This is a genomic window from Nocardia caishijiensis NBRC 108228, assembly GCF_001612825.1.
GTDB lineage: Bacteria > Actinomycetota > Actinomycetes > Mycobacteriales > Mycobacteriaceae > Nocardia > Nocardia caishijiensis.
On sequence record NZ_BDBE01000044.1, the window covers coordinates 18,548 to 37,624 of the forward strand.

At 68.0% G+C, this 19,077-nt stretch carries 14 protein-coding genes; 3 read left to right on the forward strand and 11 right to left on the reverse strand.

Features of this window, described 5'->3' with window-relative positions; all coding sequences use genetic code 11:
• Positions 1-20: 20 nt before the first annotated feature.
• The 5 genes from NC7_RS24690 to purF all read right to left on the reverse strand — a co-directional run bounded on the left by NC7_RS24690 (position 21) and on the right by purF (position 7,142).
• The gene (locus tag NC7_RS24690) at positions 21-1,661 is read right to left on the reverse strand and encodes an ABC transporter ATP-binding protein (protein ID WP_067987183.1); all 1,641 of its coding nucleotides are present in this window, start codon (positions 1,659-1,661) and stop codon (positions 21-23) included.
• Positions 1,654-2,601 (reverse strand): ABC transporter permease, encoded by a 948-nt coding sequence (locus NC7_RS24695; protein WP_067987185.1) that lies wholly within the window; start codon positions 2,599-2,601, stop codon positions 1,654-1,656. Before NC7_RS24695 ends, NC7_RS24690 begins: the two co-directional genes overlap by 8 nt.
• Positions 2,601-3,641: an ABC transporter permease gene (locus NC7_RS24700; RefSeq protein ID WP_067987187.1), complete on the reverse strand. Its 1,041-nt coding sequence runs from the start codon at positions 3,639-3,641 to the stop codon at positions 2,601-2,603. Before NC7_RS24700 ends, NC7_RS24695 begins: the two co-directional genes overlap by 1 nt.
• A 53-nt stretch (positions 3,642-3,694) precedes the next feature.
• Positions 3,695-5,311: an ABC transporter substrate-binding protein gene (locus NC7_RS24705; RefSeq protein WP_084458770.1), complete on the reverse strand. Its 1,617-nt coding sequence runs from the start codon at positions 5,309-5,311 to the stop codon at positions 3,695-3,697.
• A gap of 247 nt (positions 5,312-5,558) precedes the next feature.
• Positions 5,559-7,142, reverse strand: a complete 1,584-nt coding sequence (gene purF, locus NC7_RS24710; RefSeq protein ID WP_067987190.1) for an amidophosphoribosyltransferase — start codon at positions 7,140-7,142, stop codon at positions 5,559-5,561.
• A 252-nt stretch (positions 7,143-7,394) separates the two neighbouring features.
• On the opposite strand from purF, the gene NC7_RS24715 reads away from it, so the two are divergent.
• Positions 7,395-8,702: a YhgE/Pip domain-containing protein gene (locus tag NC7_RS24715; RefSeq protein ID WP_067987192.1), complete on the forward strand. Its 1,308-nt coding sequence runs from the start codon at positions 7,395-7,397 to the stop codon at positions 8,700-8,702.
• A 58-nt stretch (positions 8,703-8,760) separates the two neighbouring features.
• Here NC7_RS24715 and NC7_RS24720 read toward each other — a convergent pair whose 3' ends face one another.
• The 3 genes from NC7_RS24720 to NC7_RS24730 all read right to left on the reverse strand — a co-directional run bounded on the left by NC7_RS24720 (position 8,761) and on the right by NC7_RS24730 (position 11,736).
• Positions 8,761-9,159, reverse strand: a complete 399-nt coding sequence (locus NC7_RS24720) for a sterol carrier family protein (RefSeq protein WP_067987195.1) — start codon at positions 9,157-9,159, stop codon at positions 8,761-8,763.
• 50 nt (positions 9,160-9,209) lie between these two features.
• On the reverse strand, positions 9,210-9,836 hold the full coding sequence (locus NC7_RS24725) for a type II CAAX endopeptidase family protein (protein WP_084458773.1): 627 nt from the start codon (positions 9,834-9,836) through the stop codon (positions 9,210-9,212).
• A 172-nt stretch (positions 9,837-10,008) separates the two neighbouring features.
• Complete coding sequence (locus NC7_RS24730; RefSeq protein ID WP_067987197.1) at positions 10,009-11,736, reverse strand: alpha/beta hydrolase; 1,728 nt, start codon at positions 11,734-11,736, stop codon at positions 10,009-10,011.
• A gap of 133 nt (positions 11,737-11,869) precedes the next feature.
• Between NC7_RS24730 and NC7_RS24735 the strand changes: the two genes are divergently transcribed.
• Positions 11,870-12,160 carry a YiaA/YiaB family inner membrane protein gene (locus NC7_RS24735; RefSeq protein ID WP_067492324.1) on the forward strand — a complete coding sequence of 97 codons (291 nt, stop codon included), beginning with the start codon at positions 11,870-11,872 and terminating at the stop codon, positions 12,158-12,160.
• A gap of 27 nt (positions 12,161-12,187) precedes the next feature.
• Here NC7_RS24735 and NC7_RS24740 read toward each other — a convergent pair whose 3' ends face one another.
• Together NC7_RS24740 and purL are read right to left on the reverse strand one after the other, a co-directional pair.
• Positions 12,188-13,966, reverse strand: a complete 1,779-nt coding sequence (locus NC7_RS24740) for an alpha/beta hydrolase (protein WP_067987200.1) — start codon at positions 13,964-13,966, stop codon at positions 12,188-12,190.
• A gap of 16 nt (positions 13,967-13,982) precedes the next feature.
• A complete protein-coding gene (gene purL, locus NC7_RS24745; RefSeq protein ID WP_067987203.1) occupies positions 13,983-16,274 on the reverse strand; it encodes a phosphoribosylformylglycinamidine synthase subunit PurL in 2,292 nt (763 codons plus the stop codon).
• A gap of 158 nt (positions 16,275-16,432) precedes the next feature.
• Here purL and NC7_RS24750 point away from each other — a divergent pair, with 158 nt between their 5' ends.
• Positions 16,433-17,719, forward strand: a complete 1,287-nt coding sequence (locus NC7_RS24750; protein WP_236573238.1) for a glycosyltransferase 87 family protein — start codon at positions 16,433-16,435, stop codon at positions 17,717-17,719.
• On the opposite strand, the gene NC7_RS24755 is transcribed toward NC7_RS24750, so the two are convergent.
• Entirely contained in the window at positions 17,671-18,963 is a 1,293-nt protein-coding gene (locus NC7_RS24755) for a M18 family aminopeptidase (RefSeq protein WP_067987206.1), read from the reverse strand. The two genes, NC7_RS24750 and NC7_RS24755, sit on opposite strands and share 49 nt — an antisense overlap.
• Between the last annotated feature and the right edge of the window lie 114 nt (positions 18,964-19,077).

Here is a 19,077-nt window from a genome sequence, read left to right on the forward strand (position 1 = left end):
CTGGTCTTCGGCAGCCGACCTCAGCCCGCCGCCAGGTCGGTGCGGCGGCGGCGTTGTTCTACCGGGTCGGGGACGGGGACGGCGGCGACCAGGCGCTGGGTGTATTCGTGGCGTGGGTTGCGCAGGATCTGTTCGTTGTCGCCTTCCTCGACGCAGGTTCCGTTGCGCAGCACCATGATCCGGTCGGCCAGCTGGTCGACGACGGCGAGGTCGTGGCTGATGAACAGACAGGCCCAGCCGCAGCCGCGCTGCAGTTCGGCGAACAGCTCGAGGACCGCCGCCTGCACCGACACGTCGAGGGCGCTGGTCGGTTCGTCCGCGACGAGCAGGTCGGGGTCGAGGACGAGGGCGCGGGCGAGGCTGGCCCGCTGACGCTGCCCACCGGACAACTCGTGCGGGTACCGGTTCTCGGTACCGGCGGGCAGGTGCACGTCGTCGAGCATGTGCCGGACGCGTTCGCGGATGCTCGCCTTGTCGCCGACCCCGTGCACGACGAGCGGTTCGGCCACGCACTCACCGACCGTCAGGCGCGGGTTCAGTGAGCCCGCCGGGTCCTGGAACACGAACCCGAACCGCCGCCGGATCGGGCGCAGTTTGCGCTGGGACAGGTCGGCGATGTCCTGCCCCCGGATCAGCACCTGACCCTCGGTCGGCCGTTGCAACGCCGCGACGCACCGACCGATGGTCGACTTGCCCGACCCCGATTCGCCGACCAGCCCGAGCGTCTCCCCCGGCCGGATCTGCAGACTCACGGTGTCGACGGCCCGGAACGGCGGTCGCCCGAACGGCCCGGGGAACGTGACGACCAGATCGCGCACATCGAGCACCGGCTCCACGGTCCGGTCCGGCGTGGGCCGCGCCGTCGCCGACCCCAGATGCGGTACCGCGTCGAGCAGCGCGCGCGTGTACTCGGCCCGCGGACTGGCGAACAGTTCGTGCACCGGTGCCTGTTCCACCACCTCACCCGCGCGCATCACCACCACTCGGTCGGCGAGGTCGGCGACCACGCCCATGTTGTGGGTGATGAGCACGATCGCGCTGCCGAGCCGGTCGCGCAGGTCCCGCAGCAGGTCGAGGATCTCGGCCTGCACGGTGACGTCGAGCGCGGTGGTCGGCTCGTCGGCGATGATCACCTTGGGTTCGCACGAGATGGCGATGGCGATCATCACGCGCTGCTTCTGCCCACCCGAGAGCTGATGCGGGTAGTAGTCGACCCGATGTTCCGGATCGGGCAACCCGACCGACCGCAGCAGCTCTACCGCCTTGGCGCGCGCCGCTTTCCGGCTCGTCCCGCTGTGCGCGCGCAGCGCTTCACAGATCTGGAACCCGACGGTGAACAGCGGGTCGAGCGCGCGGGCGGGCTCCTGGAACACCATCGACACCTCGCCGCCGCGCAGGGCGGTGAGTTGCTTCTCGGTCATCGCGGTGACCGGTCGATCGCCGATGGTCACCAGCCCACGCACCGACGCCGAATGCGGCAGCAACCCGATCGCCGTGCGCGAGCTCACCGACTTGCCCGACCCGGACTCACCGACGATGGCGAGCACCTCACCGGGAAACACCTCGTAGGACACGTCGCGGACCGCGTGCACCGGGCCCGCGTCGGTCGTGAAGGTGACCGACAGACCGGCCACGGCCAGCGCCGAGGTCTTCTCACTCATCGACGGACTCCTTCGAGGTGACCGCACGCCTGGTGCGCAGCAACGGATTCAGCGATTCGTCGAGACTCTCCCCGACCAGCGTCATCCCGAGGACCACGAGCACGATGGCCGTGCCGGGGAAGATGGAGGTCCACCAGATGCCGTTGGACACATCGTTGAGCGCCTTGTTCAGGTCGTAACCCCATTCGGCGGCCTGGGTCGGTTCGATACCGAATCCGAGGAAGCCGAGCGCGGCGAGGGTGAGGATGGCGTCGGCCGCGTTGATGGTGACGATCACCGGCAGCGACCCGGTGACGTTGGACAGGATGTGGCGGAACATGATTCGCGCCGTCGACGCGCCGGTCACCCGCGCCGCGTCCACATAGGGTTCCGTCTTCACCGCCACCGTCGCGTTGCGCACCACCCGGAAGTACTGCGGCACATACACAACGGTGATCGCGATCGCCGCCGACAGCATGCCGCCCAGACTGCTCGACGTGCCGCCCGCGATCACGATCGACACGACGATGGCCAGCAGCAGCGACGGGAACGCGTAGATCGCGTCCATCACCAACACCAGCACCCGGTCGACCCACCGGCCCACATACCCGGACAGCAATCCGAGCGGCACCCCGACCAGCAGCGACAATGTCACCGCGATCGCGATGACCAGCAGCGCGGTGCGGGCACCGTACAGCACCCGCGACAGCACGTCCTCGCTGCGTACCGAGGTGCCGAACCAGTGCTCGGCCGACGGCCCCTGCTGCGAGGCGAAAGCCACACCGTCGGAACTGTTCTGGGCCAGGTCGTAAGGTGCGAGCAACGGCGCGAACGCCGCGACAAGGACGAACCCCACCACCAACACCAGCCCGATGATGAGCGTGACCCGTTGCATCCCAGCAGTTTTCGACAACAGCTCGGCGCCGGGCAGACGCCTGCGTTCGGTGATCGCCGTACTCATCAGAACCTCACCCTCGGATCGATCAGTGCGACAACGGCGTCGACCACGAAACTCATCACCGCGACGAGCAGCGCGATGAACGCCACGATGCCCTGCACCGCGATGAAGTCACGCGCCCGCAGGTACTCGGCGAGCTGATAACCCAGGCCCTTCCATTCGAAGGTGGTCTCGGTGAGTACCGCGCCGCCGAGCATCATGGCGATGCACATGCCCATCACCGTGATGATCGGAATGAGCGCGTTGCGCACCGCGTGCCGCCCGGTGACCACCCGCGAGGACAACCCGCGCGCCCGCGCCGCCTCGACGTAGTCGCTGCGCAGGGTCTGGATGAGGTTAACCCGGACCAGGCGCAGGAAGATGCCGCCGGTGAGCAGCCCGAGCGCCACCGCGGGCAGCACCGCGTGTTCGAGCACGTCGAGCACATAGGACGGTTCGCCGTACAGGATCGAATCGATGAACAGGATGTTCGTCTTCGGCGACACGTGTTGCAGCGCCAGCTCCACATCCGTACTGGCCCGGCCACCGACCGGGAACCACCCGAGCCACACCGAGAACACCAGCTTCAACAGCATGCCGACGAAGAACACCGGCGCCGCGTAGGCGAGCACCGCCGAGAAACGCAGGACCGCGTCGGCGGGCGTATCCCGGTGTGTCGCAGCGTATCTGCCCAGCGGGATGCCCACCGCGAAGGCGACGAGCAGTCCCCAGAACACCAGCTCGAAGGTGGCCGCACCGTAGGTGACGACCACATCGGCGATGGCCTCGTTGTCCTGGGTGCGCCCGAAGTCACCGCGCAGGAACCCGGTGATGTACTCCCAGTACTGGGTCAGGATCGGCCGGTTCAACCCGGCCGCGTCCTTGCGTTCCTCGATCTGTTCCTGAGTCAGCCGACCACCCATGGCCGCGCTGATGGGGTCACCGATCACCCGCATCAGGAAGAACACCACTGTCACCAGCAACCACGCGGTCGGCACGATCAGCAGGAGCCGGATCAGCAGGTACCGCAGCAAAGCCACCTGGCGGGAACCCCCGCCGCGCATCCACCCGAAACGTCGCGCCCGGACCGGTGATCCGGGCGCGACGGGAACGTCACTCACTTGCTCAGTACCGTGAACCGGAACTTGAAGGAGCCGTCGAGGGTTTCGTCCACACCGGTCACACCCGGCTTGGACACCGCGACCTGCTTGCCCGAGAGCAGCGGCAGCGTCGGCAGGTGGTTCTGGGCCAGGTCGGCCTGGATCTTCTTGATCAGTTCCGCACGCTTGACCGGGTCGGACTCGGTGGCCTCGGCGGTGAGCTGGGCGTTGATGCCGGGGTTCTCGAAGTGCGACTGCAAGAAGTTGTTCGGGCCGAAGAACGGGGTGAGGTAGTTGTCGGCGTCCGGGAAGTCCGGGAACCAGCCGAACTGGTACATCGGGTAGCCGTCGGAGGCACGTTCCTTCTGGTAGGTGACCCATTCGGTGGACTGCAGGTTCACCTTGAACAGGCCCGACGCCTCGAGCTGGGACTTGACCGCCGCGTACTCCTCCGAGGAGCTGGAGCCGTAGTGGTCGGGGTTGTACTGCAGGTTCAGCGTCACCGGGGTGGCCACACCCGCGTCGGCCAGGAACTTCGCGGCCTTGGCCTTGTCGGGCTTGGCGCCGTAGAGGTCCTTCAACGGTTCGGCGGCACCGGTCATCCCCTGGGGCACATAACCGAAGGCGGGCTGGTAGGTCCCCTTGTACACACCGGTGGCCAGCGCCTCGCGGTCCACCGAGGACGCCATCGCCTTGCGCACCGCCAGCTTCTGCTCCGGGGTGTTGCCCGGCATGGTGTTCATGTTGAACACGATGTAGCGCAGTTCGCCGCCGGGCCCGTCGGTGACCTTCACCTTGGAATCGGCCCGCAGGCTGTCGATGTCGGTCGGGGTGAAGGAGCGGTAGCCGACGTCGATGGCGCCGTTCTGCAGGTCGAGCTTGAGGTTGTCGGAGGTGGCGTAGTACTTGGTCGACACCGAGTCGTTCTTCGGCGTGCCGAGAATGCCGTTGTAGTCGGGGTTGGCCTTGTACTCGACCAGCTTGTTCTTGTCGTAGCTGCTGATGGTGTACGGACCCGAGTAGCCCTTGGCGGCAACGACTTCCTCGTCGGTGGCGACCTTGTCGGCCGGGAACACCTTCTCGTCGACGATCGGCCCGGCCTGGGTGGGCAGGATGGTCGGGAAGGTCTGATCGTTGGCGACCTTCAAGGTGAAGGCGACCGTGAGATCGTCCACCACATCGGTCTTTTCGAGATTACCGAGCAGTGAGGCGGGACCGTGCGGGTCGTTGATCGCGACCATGCGATCGAACGAGAACTTGACGCTCTTGGCGGTCAACGGATTACCGTTGGCGAATTTCAGCCCGGATTTGATCTTGCAGGTATACACCGTCGGACCGCTGAATTCGCATTTCTCCGCCGCATCCGGCTTCGGCGTGGTATCACCGGGTGCGAAGTTCAGCAGATACGAATAGATCTGGTTCTCGACGAGCAGCGAACCGTTGTCGTAGGCCGCGGCCGGGTCGAGGGAGAAGATCTTGTCCGTGGTGCCGACGACCAGCCCCGCGCCGGACCCTGCCTCATCGGTGCGTCCCGACCCGCAGGCCGCGAGCGAGGCGGCCACAACAGCCGCAACACCCACTGCGGCAGCTTGTTTCGCGCGATTCTTGCGAGCGCTCTTTGCACTGTTCAACATCAGGTCCCATTCTCGAACGCCGCGATGTCGCCGCACCCGGATCACGGGAGCGGCGACGACGCGGTGAGCTAGCGATATAACGAGGGACCGTACAGGCGAACCATTACCGCCCAGTTTCAAATCGAGCGAAAAATTACGCGGAGGTTATGAACAAATCTTACGTAATTCGGATAGGCCGGAAAATTGTAGGTACACAACACAAAAGGGGCCGGTCAGGTTTATCCTGACCGGCCCCTGATGCGACGGATTACGGGCGGCTGAGCGCGTCGACGTTCACGTTGCCGCCGAGCAACGCGGCCTCGGACTGCCCCGAGAGCATCCCCTCGAGCACGTTCTTGCCGATGGCGGCCTCCTGCGGCAGCTCGATCGGGTACTCGCCGGTGAAGCACGCGGTGCACAGCCGGGAAGCGGGCTGCTCGGTGGCCGCGATCATGCCCTCGGTGGAGATGTAGCCAAGCGAGTCGGCGCCGATGGAGCGGCGCACGTTCTCGACCATGGCCTCGTAGCTGTCGTCGGAGCCGCCCGCGCCGTTGGCGATGAGCTCCGCACGGGAGGCGAAGTCGATGCCGTAGAAGCACGGCCACTTCACCGGCGGCGACGCGATGCGCACGTGGATCTCGAGCGCACCGGCCTCGCGCAGCATCCGGATCAGGGCGCGCTGGGTGTTGCCGCGCACGATGGAGTCGTCGACGACGATGAGCCGCTTGCCGCGGATCACCTCGCGCAACGGGTTGAGCTTGAGTCGGATACCGAGCTGGCGGATGGTCTGGCTCGGCTGGATGAAGGTGCGGCCGACATAGGCGTTCTTCATCAGGCCCTGGCCGTACGGAATGCCGGAACCCTGCGCGTACCCGACCGCGGCGGGCGTCCCCGACTCGGGCACCGGGATCACCAGGTCGGCCTCGACCGGATTCTCCTTGGCCAGCTTGCGGCCGATCTCCACGCGGGTGGAGTGCACCGAACGACCGGCGATGGTCGTATCGGGACGCGCGAGGTACACGTATTCGAAGACGCACCCCTTGGGTTCGGGGTTGGCGAAGCGCAGCGAACGCACACCGTCGGAGTCGATGGCCAGCAGCTCGCCCGGTTCGATCTCACGCACGAAGGCGGCGCCGACGATGTCGAGCGCGGCGGTCTCCGAGGCGACCACCCAGCCGCGATCGAGGCGGCCGAGCACCAGCGGCCGCACGCCGTGCGGGTCGCGGGCGGCGTAGAGGGTGTGCTCGTCCATGAAGGTCAGGCAGAACGCGCCGCGCAGTTGCGGCAGCAGTTCCATCGCGGCCTGCTCGATGCTCGAATCCGCCGAGGCGTGCGCGAGCAGCGCGGTGACGATGTCGGAATCGGAGGTGGCACCGGTCATCTGCGGGCGGCCGTTGACCACACCCGCACCGATCAGGCCGAGCTCGCGTGCGCGACCGGCCAATTCGGCGGTGTTCACCAGGTTGCCGTTGTGGCCGAGGGCCAGGCCGGAGCCGACGGCGGTGGTGCGGAAGATGGGCTGCGCGTTCTCCCAGGTGACCCCACCGGTGGTGGAGTAGCGGCAATGGCCGACGGCGATATGGCCGGGCATCGCACCGAGGGTCTGCTCGTCGAAGACCTGGGACACCAGACCGAGATCCTTGAAAACCAGGATCTGGGAGCCGTCGGAGACCGCGATACCGGCCGCCTCCTGACCGCGGTGCTGCAACGCGTACAGGCCGTAATAGGTGAGTTTGGCGACGTCCTCGTCGGGAGCCCAGACGCCGAAGACGCCACACTCCTCGCGAGGCTCGTTCTCGGGCTCGTCGGAAATGGCGGATGTTCTGTCGATCGTCGGATCGGCGTCGGTCACCGTTTGCTCCCTGTTCGGGCGGGCTGGGGGCACCCGTCAGTCTACGGGTGAATTGCCGGTGCGTACCACGGGTGCTCGCATCCCGGCAGCAATCTCCGCGCGGAACGCGCTGATCGGCCGCGTGGAGCTGTTACCGTGCCGGTTGTGACGACGGACGACAGTGCAGACGTTGCAGCCGGTGAATCGCGTTCGAACAGTGAAAACGCCAGGTCGACGCCGAGTGATTCCCGCAAGACGTCCGCCCGTGGAGCGATGTTCGACACATCGACGCGCCCGCGGCGTCACTGGGCCAAGATTGTGTTCGCCCCGACACTGGTGCTCGCCGTGCTCACCGGTCTGCTCGGCGTGATGTACCTGGGTTATGTGGCCGATCCGGAGAAGAATCTGCACGATTTCCCGGTCGCGCTGGTGAACCTCGATGTCGGCGATGTCCTCGACACCGGTGGTCAGCAGCGCCGCGTCGACTTCGGCAAACAGGTCACCGACGCGCTCGTCGCGAACGTGCCCGCCGACAAGATCGACCTGCGGGTGGTCGGCAAACCGGAGTCCGAGCAGTTGCTGCGCACCGGCCAGGTGTACGGCGCGATCATCATCCCCGGCGACTTCAGCAAACGTCTGGGCATTCTCGGCGCGGGCTCGATCGTGCCCGGCGAGATGGAAAAACCGATCATCACCCTGCAGACCAACCCGCGCATGGGCGCCTACGGTGACGCCATCGTGCAGCGGATCGGTGAGCAGGCGCTGACCGAGGTCGACAAGCAGGTCGGCGTCCAATTGGTCGATCAGGTGCGGGCCACCCTCGCCAAGACGCCCGAGGGAGCGCCCGCGCCGGAAATCTCCGGTGCGGCGATGCTGAGTCTCGAGAGCCCCGTCGACATCGTCGACCAGGAGTACCGGCCGCTGCCCCCCGGCAGTGGCCAGGGCCTGACGGCCTTCTTCTACGCGCTGCTCCTGCTGCTGGCGGGGATGGTCGGGGCGATGGTCATCCACACCATGGTCGACGCGCAGTTCGGTTTCGTACCGACCGAGTACGGGCCCTGGTACGTGCACTATCCGACGTCGTCGATCTCCCGGTTCCACACCCTGCTCATCAAATGGGGTGTGTCGACGGTGGTCGCGGTGGTGGTGTCGGCGATCTTCCTGCTGGCGGCGAAGCTGGTCGGGATGCCGGTCGACAAACCGCTCGCCCTGTACCTGTACTCGGTGCTCGCCATGGTCGCGGTCGGCTGGACGGCGCTGATGACGTTGGCCGCGCTCGGCACGGCGGGTCTGCTGGTGAATCTGGTGCTGTTCGTCATCCTCGGCCTGCCGTCGTCGGGCGGCACGGTGCCCATCGAGGCGACGCCGACGTCGCTGGCCTGGTTGGCCGAGTTCGAACCGATGCACCAGGTCTTCCTCGGTGTCCGCTCGATCCTGTACTTCGAGGCGAACTACTCGGCCGGGCTCGATCGGGGCATCTGGATGGCGCTGCTCGGCATCGCGATCGCCGTCGTCGCGGGCACGATCATCACCCGCTACTACGACTACAAGGGCCTGCACCGCAAGAAGCTCACCGCCTGAGCACGCTCTCGAACAAGTCGGGCGCATCGCTGTCGCCGAGGGTGGCGAAGTCCTCGGCTCAGCGCGGCGACGGCAGCGGCACGATCGGCAGCCACCCCGCGATCTCCGCCGCTCTGCTCCCGGAAGCGGAGACCGCGCCCGAGGCCACGGCGGCATCGAAGTCCAGCAGCCCGGTGGCCAGCAGCAACCACGTCCGCGCATCGGTCTCCACCACATTCGGCGGATTCCCCCTGGTATGCCGAGGCCCCTCGACGCACTGCACCGCGACGAACGGCGGCACCCGCACCTCAACCGAATGTCCCGGCGCACTAGCCGCCAACGCCCGCGCCGTCCCCCGCACCGCCGCCCCCAACTCCGCCCGCCCGGGCCCGGGCACCCCCTCGTCCCCCAACCACTCCGCCACCGCCAACACCGCTGCCCGCACCTGAGCGGGATCGACCACATTCCGACCAGCCATAACGCGCCACGCTACCGACCACCACCGACAGCAGACGCAGGACCCAAATGTCACACAGGGCGCGGCCGACGGCTTCCGAGGTAGGTGGCCAGGGCGGGCAGTAGCGCGCCGCCCGCGTTGACGGCGAGGTGCAGGAGCGCTGGGGCGGTGGCGCTGTCGGCGCGGCGGCGCAGGGCGCTGAAGATCAGTCCGGCGATCGTGGTGGCGGCGAGGGTGACGGGCACCGAGTCACCCTCGGTGCGGGCGGGGTGGATGTGCCAGAGGGCGAAGTCGACGGCGCCGAGTGCCGGTGGGCAGGAGTTGGCGGTGAGGAGGGCGTCGAGGGTGGCGCGGAAGACGGCTTCCTCGGCGAGCACCGTGCCGACGGGGATGTGGACGGCGATCCATTCGAGGGTGGAGGTTTCGGGGACGCGCACCGCGACTTCGGCGGGCAGCTTGCGCAGCGCCGGAACTGCCAGCACCACACCGTAACCCGCGAGAACTATCGCCGAACCACCAAGACCCCACCGTAAACCACTGGCGGACAACCAGTTCGGCCGACCACGGAACACCCCGGTGTACGCTCCCGCGAACAGTACGTTGGCCACCGATCGACCGCGCAAAGGCAGGCCGAGGGCAGGCAGCACCCAGGTGTTCCACACCGGCGGTATAAACAGCGCCGCACCAACTTCGACCACCCGGCGCACCCGAGTGCGCCCCGCGGGTGCTCGCCGACGCACGAACGCGCCAACCAACCCAGCTCTCACTCCCCCGGGACCGCCTCTTACCGGCACCGCCCGCCCCAGGACGCTCCCACACAGATCCCGGCGCCCGCTTCCCGCTCGGCACCGACCACGCTCGCTTCGGCCCTCACTTCACCTCCCGCTCCAGCTTCTCGGCGGATTCGACTGCCGCCCTGGCCTTCTCGATCACATCCGGGTTGACCGACAGCCCGGTCACCGCCAGCCAACCGTCGAGCACGAGACTCCCGTACCGATGACCGTGCCCATCCGAAACCCCTTGTGCGTTCGTGAGATCGGCAGTGACCTGCCAGAACGTCACGAACGGCGCCCACCGCATCTGTGTGGACACATCGTCACCACGTGGTTCGCGCAACCAGTCGGGCCGGGTGAAGATCAGGTCCGCCGACCACCACACGATCGGGTCGGACGGATGCTGAAGGTAGGCGATGCGCGGCTCACGCCATACCTCGGGTGAGTCGAAATCTGTCGCGTCGTCGGCGAAGCGGACGACGAGACCATCCGCATACACCGGCGCCACCTCCCGCGACCCCGGATCGCGCCTGGCCACGAACTGCCGCCACAAACGATTGGAGTTCGGTGGCCCGACCCACAGCGCCCCGTCGACCTTCTCCCGCAGCTCGGCCAACCCGTCGAACGCCTCTTCCGAACCCTGCGATCCCAGACTCTCCCCGTAGACGAAGAGCTTGGGCCGCAAGCCTTCCGGCTGCGCGGACCACCGCCGGTACACGGCGTCGAACAGCTCCCGGCTCGCCGCCGCGGCCTTCTCCCGGTCCGACAGGAACGACAGCACGCTTGGCAGATACGAGTACTGGGTGGCCACGATCGAGGTGTCACCCCCGTACAGATATTCGAGAGAACTGGCCGCCATCCCGTTCACCCACCCGGTCCCGGTGGTCGTCACCACCACCATCGCGGCCCGCTCGAAAGCCTTGGTTCGTTCGAGTTCGGCGACCGCCAACTCGGCCGCCGTCTGCTCCCCGCGCACCGACTCGAGCCCCACGTAGGCCCGAATCGGTTCGCGCGCGGGCTTTCCCGTCACCTCGGTGATCTCGGTGGCATCGGGACCGTTGGCGACGAACCATCGTCCTTCGAAACCGAGCGTCTCCCACGGCGCGAGCGAGGCCGGGCTCCCGGACTTCTCGGGTGCGACGGGTCGCACCGCGTGCTCGGTCGTCCGGTCGTTGCGCACGCTGAACGCGGAGTTGGCCACCGCGAAGAACGCCCGCGACGCGACACCGTTGAACAGCGTCACCGCGAACACCACCAGCACCAATGCCCCGGCGGACGGCGCCAATTCGCGTGGCACCCGCACCCACTGGTTGAGCTGGCGGGCCAGCACGAGGATCAGCTCGCGCACGGTCCGGTACACCGCGGCCACCGCCACCCCGACGGCGACACTGAGCAGCCCGGTCCGCAGATACGCGGGAGTGGTCGTGCCCTCCATGCCCATCAGCGAGGTGATCTCGCGCTGCCAGCGCGCCGACTGCACGAGCATCCCCGCCGCCACGATCGCGCACGCCACCAGCACCGCGGCCTTGACGGCGTACCGCACCCGGTCCGGCGGCCCGGCCAGCGGGATCCTCGGCCGCACCCACCGCCGCAACGCCCACTCCAGCACGCAACCGAGCCCGTATCCGATGGCAGCGTTGATCCCACTGATGAGACCCTGGAACAACCAGTCGCGCGGCACCAGCGACGGCGTCACCGACAACGCGAAGAACAGGGTGGCGACCACGAGGCCGGGATAGTTCAGGTCGACGATGTCCTCGACGCGGCGCACCACCCGCTTGCCGCGCGTACGCAGCGTGACGAGGGCCGACCCGGTCGCAGACACCGGTCAAGTATGGCTGGCGGGCCGCGCCGGGGTGGTCGTTGTGAGTGGCGGGTCGGTCACTGTCGGCAACTACCCATCGGCCTCGAGTAGTTTCACGCGCCCGCGCGAATCCCGCGCCGCCCATGCTTGTTCCATGAGTACACCCAATGCCAAGCCGAAGAACACCACGGCCTACATGGCCCAGGCCGCCATCGCCTTCGCCGTCAGCCTGTTCGGCACCGGCGCGGGCATCGCCTACCTGCCGCTGGACGGCTGGCAGCGCGCCTTCCTCGCCATGTCGGGCCTGTTCCTGGTGACGAGCTGCTTCACCCTCGCCAAGGTGGTGCGTGACCAGCAGGAGACCCAGACCGTGATGAGCCGACTGGACGAGGCGCGCATCGAACAGCTGATCGCCGAACACAATCCGTTCAAATCGGTGTCCTAGCGTGACGTAGCCGATCGAGGGGTTCGGCTACTTCAGCTGATGCTCGGTGGCAGCGGATTCTTCGAGGAACAGGCGGATCCGCTGCGCCAATTCCGGTGTGTAATCCGGCGGTCGGGCCACCGCGGCCCACGCGTCGGGCACCAGGTTGCCGTAGTTGTGGCCGTGCCCGTTCGATACCGATTGCGCCCGTGGCAGATCCGCCGCCACCTGCCAGAACGTGACGATGGGATACCACGACATCGCCGGTGACACATCGGGTCCGCGCTTCTCCCCGAGCCAATCCGGTTGACTGAACAGCAGATCCGGCGACCACCACACCACTGGGTCGGACGCGTGCTGCAGATACACGATGCGCGGCTCGGTCCAGTTCTCCGACGGGCGGGCCAGGTCGTCCTTCGTCATCGCGAACCGCACCGAGAGCCCGTCGGCGAAGATCGGGCTGATCTCCTCGGTGCCGGGGTCGCGCCGAGCCACGAACTCCGACCACAGTCGGTTCGAATTGGGCGGCCCGACCCACAGCACCCCGTCGGTGCGGTTACGGATGTCGGCCAGCCCCGAGAACGCGCCCTCCGAACCCTGCGAGCCGAGACTCTCGCCGTACACCAGCAGCTTGGGCCGGGTTTCGGGCGGCAGCGCCGACCACCGCTCGTGCACCTTGTCGAACAGCATGCGGCCCATACTCATCGACTTGTCCCGGTCGGACAGGAACGACAGCGCACTCGGCAGATACGAGTACTGGGTGGCGACCAGCGCGGTGTCGCCGTTGAACATCAACTCGACCGACTCGGCACTGGTCGAGTCGACCCAGCCGGTCCCGGTGGTGGTGACGACCACGAGGACTTCCCGTTCGAAGGCCTTGGTCCGGTCGAGTTCGGCCACCGCGAGATCGGTCTGCGCCTCGAATCCGTCGGCCGACTCCAGTCCGGTGTACACCCGGATCGGTTCCCGGGCGGGCTTGCCGGTGACCTGTCCGATGGCCAGCGCGGTCGGCGCGTTCGCGACGAACCAGCGCCCTTCCGAGCCGAGCGTCTCCCACTTCGCCAACGATTCGGGGCTGCCGGACCGTTCGGGCAGCACCGGCTGCACCGCATGCGGTGAGGTGTGGCTGTTACGCGCGCTGAACGCCGAGTTGGCCACGGCGAAAAAGGTTTTCGCGAGCACACCGTTGAACAGCAGCACCGCGACCACGGCGACGACGACCACCCCGAGCGGCCGCGCGAACGAGGCGGGAATCCGCACCCAGGTGTTGAGGGCGTTCGACACCGCCCGCACCGCGCGGGCGATCAGCCGCGCGACCCAGATGAGCACGCCGACCACGGCGACACCGAGCAGCGCGGTCCGCAGATACCCCGAATCCGAGACCGATTCCATGCCCATCAGGTCGGTGATCTCGCGCTGCCAGCGCGCGGACTGCATGGTCATCAGCACCGCGACGATCACCGCGATCACCACGATCACGATCCGCACGGCGAGCAGGGTCCACGGCGGGCGCTCGGCCCACAGGCGCGCGAACCGAGCGGGCACCGTGACCTTCGGTACCACCCAGCGACGCCACGCCCAGGCGAGCAGGCAGCCGAGCCCGTAGCCGATGGTGGCGTTGATCCCGCTGATGAGGCCCTGGAAGAACCAGTCGCGCGGCAGCAGCGAGGGCGTCATCGACCAGGCGAACAGCACGGTCGCCACGACCAGCCCGGTGTAGTTCGGGTGGAAGAACCGTTCCACCAGGTGCACCCCGCGCAGCAGCGCGTTGTCGGCCGGTGCGGTGGTGGCGCCGGTGGGTGCCGGGCTCGTCTCCGATGTGGTCAAAGCCCGGCTCCTCCTGCTAGGTGTGCGCTCCGAACAGCTTAGGCAGCGTGCCCTCGAACACCTCGCGCAATTCCTCGAGTGTCACCGAGAACTGGCCCTGCACCTCGACCGAGTCCGAACCCTGGTCGACCACGCCGATCCGCACCCACGGCAGCTGACGCGCGTCGCACATCTTGGTGAACCGGGTCTCCTCCGAACGCGGCACCGCGACGAGCACGCGTCCGGCCGACTCGGAGAACAGCTGCACGAACGGGTCGCTGCCCTCGGGAAGCACGATGCGGCAACCGGTCTCACCGGCCAGCGCGGCCTCGACGACGGTCTGCGCGAGACCGCCCTCGGACAGGTCGTGGGCGGCCGAGATCATGCCGTCGCGCGAGCCGGAGACGAGCACCTCCGACAGCAGCTTCTCCCTGGCCAGGTCGACCTTCGGGGGCACACCGCCGAGGTGGTCGTGGACCACCTGCGACCAGATGGAACCGTCGAGTTCGTCGTGCGTCTCGCCGAGCAGGATGAGCGATTCGCCCGGCTCGAGGCCGAGGCCGGTGGGGATGCGGCGGTGCACGTCGTCGATCACGCCGAGCACGCCGACCACCGGGGTGGGCAGGATGGCGTCCTTGCCGGTCTGGTTGTAGAAGCTCACGTTGCCGCCGGTGACCGGAATGCCGAGCGCCGCGCAGCCGTCCGCGAGACCGCGCACGGCCTGCTGGAACTGCCACATCACGCCCGGGTCCTCCGGCGAACCGAAGTTCAGGCAGTTGGTGACGGCCTTCGGGGTGGCGCCGGTGGTCGCCACATTGCGGTAGGCCTCGGCCAGCGCCAGCTGCGCGCCGGTGTACGGGTCGAGCTTGGTGTAGCGGCCCGAGGCGTCGGTGGCCAGGGCGATACCGCGACCGGAGGTCTCATCGATACGCACCACGCCCGCGTCGGCGTGCTCGGCGAGCACGGTGTTGCCGCGCACGTAGCGGTCGTACTGCTCGGTGATCCACTTGCGGCTGCACAGCTGCGGGCTGGCCAGCAGCGTCAGCAGGGTTTCGCGCAGCTCGTCGGCGGTCTTGGGCCGGGTCAGGTTCGCGGTGGTGTCGGCGATCAGCGCGTCCTGGGTGTCGGGACGCCGCACCGGGCGCTCGTACACCGGGCCCTCGTGGGCGACGGTGCGCGGCGGCACGTCGACAACGGTCTCGCCGTGCCAGCTGATGACCAGGTGATCGCCGTCGGTGACCTCACCGATCACGGTGGCCAGCACGTCCCACTTCTTGCACACCGCCATGAACGCGTCGACGTTCTCGGGGGTGACCACCGCGCACATGCGCTCCTGCGATTCGCTCGACAGGATCTCGGCGGGGGTCATGTGCGCGGCGCGCAGCGGGACCTTGGTCAGATCGATGTGCATGCCGCCGTCGCCCGCCGCGGCGAGTTCGGAGGTGGCACAGGACAGTCCGGCGCCGCCGAGGTCCTGGATGCCGACCACGAGCCCGGCCTTGTACAGGTCGAGACAGCACTCGATGAGCACCTTCTCGGTGAACGGGTCGCCCACCTGCACGGCGGGCAGCTTCTTGCGGCCGGTGCCCGACTCGTCGCCGGAGAAACTGTCGGAGGCGAGCACGGAGACGCCACCGATGCCGTCGAGGCCGGTGCGCGCGCCGAACAGGATGATCTTGTTGCCCGCGCCCGAGGCGAAGGCGAGGTGCAGGTCTTCCACCCGCATCGCACCGGCGCAGAGCGCGTTCACGAGCGGGTTGCCCTGGTAGGAGGCGTCGAACACCGTCTCGCCGCCGACATTCGGCAGACCGAGGGAGTTGCCGTAACCGCCGACGCCACGCACCACACCGTCGACCACGCGACGAGTGTCGGGGGCATCCGCCGCGCCGAAGCGCAGCTGGTCCATCACCGCGATCGGGCGCGCGCCCATCGCCATGATGTCGCGCACGATGCCGCCGACACCGGTGGCCGCACCCTGGTACGGCTCCACGTAGGACGGGTGGTTGTGGCTTTCGACCTTGAAGGTGACAGCCCAGCCGTCGCCGATGTCGACCACACCGGCGTTCTCGCCGATACCGGCCAGCATCGAGGCCTTCATCTCGTCGGTGGTGGTCTCACCGAAGTAGCGCAGGTGCACCTTCGAGGACTTGTAGGAGCAGTGCTCGCTCCACATCACCGAGTACATGGCCAGCTCGGCGTCGGTGGGGCGACGGCCGAGAATCTCCTTGATGCGGGCGTACTCGTCGTCTTTGAGACCGAGTTCCTTGTACGGCTGCGGAGCATCCGGGGTGGCTGCGGCGGTGGCGACGGTGTCGACCTGCAGTGTCACGGGAGACCAGGGTCCTTTCGGCCGGGGGAACTTGGCTCCGAGTCTATCGGTAGCACGGTTGCCGCCCGCCGCCTGTACTCCCCGCCCGCCGACGGTGCGCGGATCCGGTCTCATCACACTTGCGGTTCGGCGCGGTGAGCACCCGTTACGCTGGCGCCGTGAACGAAAGTCCGGGGGTTGCCGAGCAGGTGGAGCCGCCGTTCTCCGCGCCCGAGGGGTCGGGCGCCCGAGATGCGGAACAGAACTCGCGGCAACGTCGGCTGCTGGCCGCGGCGATCGCGCTGTTCGTGGTCTCCGGTGTGATCGCGTTCGTCGCGAACTGGTGGACCGGCTTCATCGACCTGCAGGTCTACCGCACCGGTGCCCGGGTCTGGCTCGACGGCGGCGACCTCTACGGACCGATGCCGCCGGTGCGCGGGCTCGGGCTGCCCTTCACCTATCCCCCGCTGGCCGCGTTGTTCTTCGTGCCGCTCGCCCTGCTGCCGCTGGTCGCGGCCGAGGTGCTGGTGCTCACCACCTCGTTGCTGAGCCTGGCGATCGCGCTGTGGCTGGTGCTGATCCGGGTGCGGCCCGAGTTCGACCGGATCACGGTGCTCGCCGTGGTGATCGGCGGTCTCGGCTTGGCGCAGTTCCTGGAGCCGGTGCGGCAGACGGTCAATTTCGGGCAGATCAATCTGATCCTGATGGCCGCGGTCACCGTCGACGTCTTGGTGCGCAAACCGTTCTGGCCGCGCGGCATGCTGATCGGCGTCGCGGTGTCGATCAAACTGATCCCGGCCGGTTACCTGCTGTACTTCCTGCTTCGCCGGGACTGGAAGGCCGCGGCCACACTGGTGGTTTCGGCCGCGGGCGCCATCGGCGTCGGCTTCCTGCTCTTCCCGAAGGACTCGGTCGAATACTGGTTCCACACCGTCACCGACACCGGCCGCATCGGCACGCCGTATTTCGCCGGGAACCAGTCGATCAAGGGCACCCTGTACCGGCTCGGCATCGACGCCTCGGTGGCCACCACACTCTGGGTTCTGTTGTCGGCGTTGACGATCACCCTGGCGGCGGTGTGGATGTACCGGCTCATCGAGGCGGGCCGTGACGTGGCGGCGCTGCTGGTGAACGCCGCCGCGATCCTGCTCGTCTCCCCCGTGTCGTGGTCGCATCACTGGGTGTGGGTGGCGTTGGCGCTGGTCGTCGCCGTCGACCTGGCGGTGCGCAGGCGTTCGCGGGCGTTCACGACGCTGGTCGCGGTGTTCACCGTGGTGTTCATCGTCGGCCCGCAATGGCTGCTGCCGCACAACCGCGATCACGAGCTGGACTGGGCGTGGTGGCAGCAGATCATCGGAAGCACCTACGTGTGGGCCACTTTCGCGGTCCTGGGGTACGCGGTCGCGACCTATCGTCCTCAGTCCAGGGGCGTGGGGGTGAGGAAGGCGGCGAGCGCCGAGGCGTAGGCCGGGATGTCGGCGGCGCCCATCAGTTCGCGGCAGGAGTGCATGGCCAGCTGCGGTGCGCCCACGTCGACGGTTGGGATGCCGGTGCGGGCCGCCGTCATCGGGCCGATGGTCGAGCCGCACGGCAGGTCGGCGCGGTGCACATACCGCTGCAACGGCACCTCGGCCTCGGCACACGCCAGCGCGAACGCCCCCGCACCGGCGGCGTCGGTGGCGTAGCGCAGGTTCTGGTTGACCTTGAGCACCGGCCCGCCGCCGACCTCGATCCGATGCGCGGGTTCGTGCCGTTCCGGGTAGTTCGGGTGCGTGGCATGGGCCATGTCACCGGAGGCGACCACCGAACCGGCGAGGGCGGCGAGGTAATCCGCGCGACCACCGCCCCTGGCGAGCACGATCCGCTCGAGCACCGCGGGCAGCAGGTCCGATTGGGCTCCCCGGTCGGACTGGCTGCCCACTTCCTCGTGGTCGAACATCACCAGCACCGCCGTCGCGGCGCCGGGGTCGTCGGCCGCGGCGAGGAACGCCTGCAACCCGGCGTAGCAGGTGCCCTGGTTGTCCAGGCGCGGGGCGCTCACCAGGTCGCGGTCACGGCCGACGATCGCGCTCGGCGCGAGATCGTGGGTCATCAGTTCCCACCCGAGCACCGAGGCACCGTCGACCCCCGCCCGCTCGGCCACGAAATCCAGGAAGGAGTCGGGCGCATCGCCGACCCCCCAGATGGCGTTCACGTGCCGTTGCGGGTCCAGCGTCACCCCGCGCCGGTCCTCGGACAGGTGGATCGCCAGCTGCGGCACCCGCAGGATCGGTTCGTCGACGCGCACCAGGACGTCGCGCATCCGCGCACCGTCGCGCACACTGAGTCGCCCCGAGATCCCCAACTCCCGGTCGAGCCACGAATTGAGCCAGGCCCCGCCGTACGGCTCCAACCCAACCAGCTGCCAGCCAGCCGCGGCCAGGTCGGGGTGCTGCTTCACCCGCAGATTGGGACTGTCGGTATGCGCCCCGACCACCCGGAACGGGTCGGCGGGCGCCGCGTCGTAGTCGGCCCACGCGATCAGCGAACCCCCCCGAACCACATAGTGCTTCCCACCCGCGTCGTCCCAGGACCGCGCCTCCGTCAACGGCGTGAAACCATTGGCGTCCAATTCCGCCGCGACCGTCGCACACACATGAAAAGGCGACGGCGAAGCATCGACGAACGCACACAATCCACTGGCCGTGGCCGCAGTCAGAGATACCGGCATGAACCCGATCCTAGGGCCATCCCATCCGCACCGAAGCCCTTAGTTCTGTCACCTACCGCATCCCCAGCCCCACACGACCCGACCTCGAGGAGGGTCCGCCGCAAAGCGGCGTAG

Bases quoted from the DNA above. Each gene is read 5' to 3' on its own strand.
- NC7_RS24690 (WP_067987183.1), bottom strand. From the start codon at position 1,661: ATGAGTGAGAAGACCTCGGCGCTGGCCGTGGCCGGTCTGTCGGTCACC.
- NC7_RS24695 (WP_067987185.1), bottom strand. From the start codon at position 2,601: ATGAGTACGGCGATCACCGAACGCAGGCGTCTGCCCGGCGCCGAGCTG.
- NC7_RS24700 (WP_067987187.1), bottom strand. From the start codon at position 3,641: ATGCGCGGCGGGGGTTCCCGCCAGGTGGCTTTGCTGCGGTACCTGCTG.
- NC7_RS24705 (WP_084458770.1), bottom strand. From the start codon at position 5,311: ATGTTGAACAGTGCAAAGAGCGCTCGCAAGAATCGCGCGAAACAAGCT.
- NC7_RS24715 (WP_067987192.1), top strand. From the start codon at position 7,395: ATGTTCGACACATCGACGCGCCCGCGGCGTCACTGGGCCAAGATTGTG.
- NC7_RS24720 (WP_067987195.1), bottom strand. From the start codon at position 9,159: ATGGCTGGTCGGAATGTGGTCGATCCCGCTCAGGTGCGGGCAGCGGTG.
- NC7_RS24735 (WP_067492324.1), top strand. From the start codon at position 11,870: ATGAGTACACCCAATGCCAAGCCGAAGAACACCACGGCCTACATGGCC.
- NC7_RS24755 (WP_067987206.1), bottom strand. From the start codon at position 18,963: ATGCCGGTATCTCTGACTGCGGCCACGGCCAGTGGATTGTGTGCGTTC.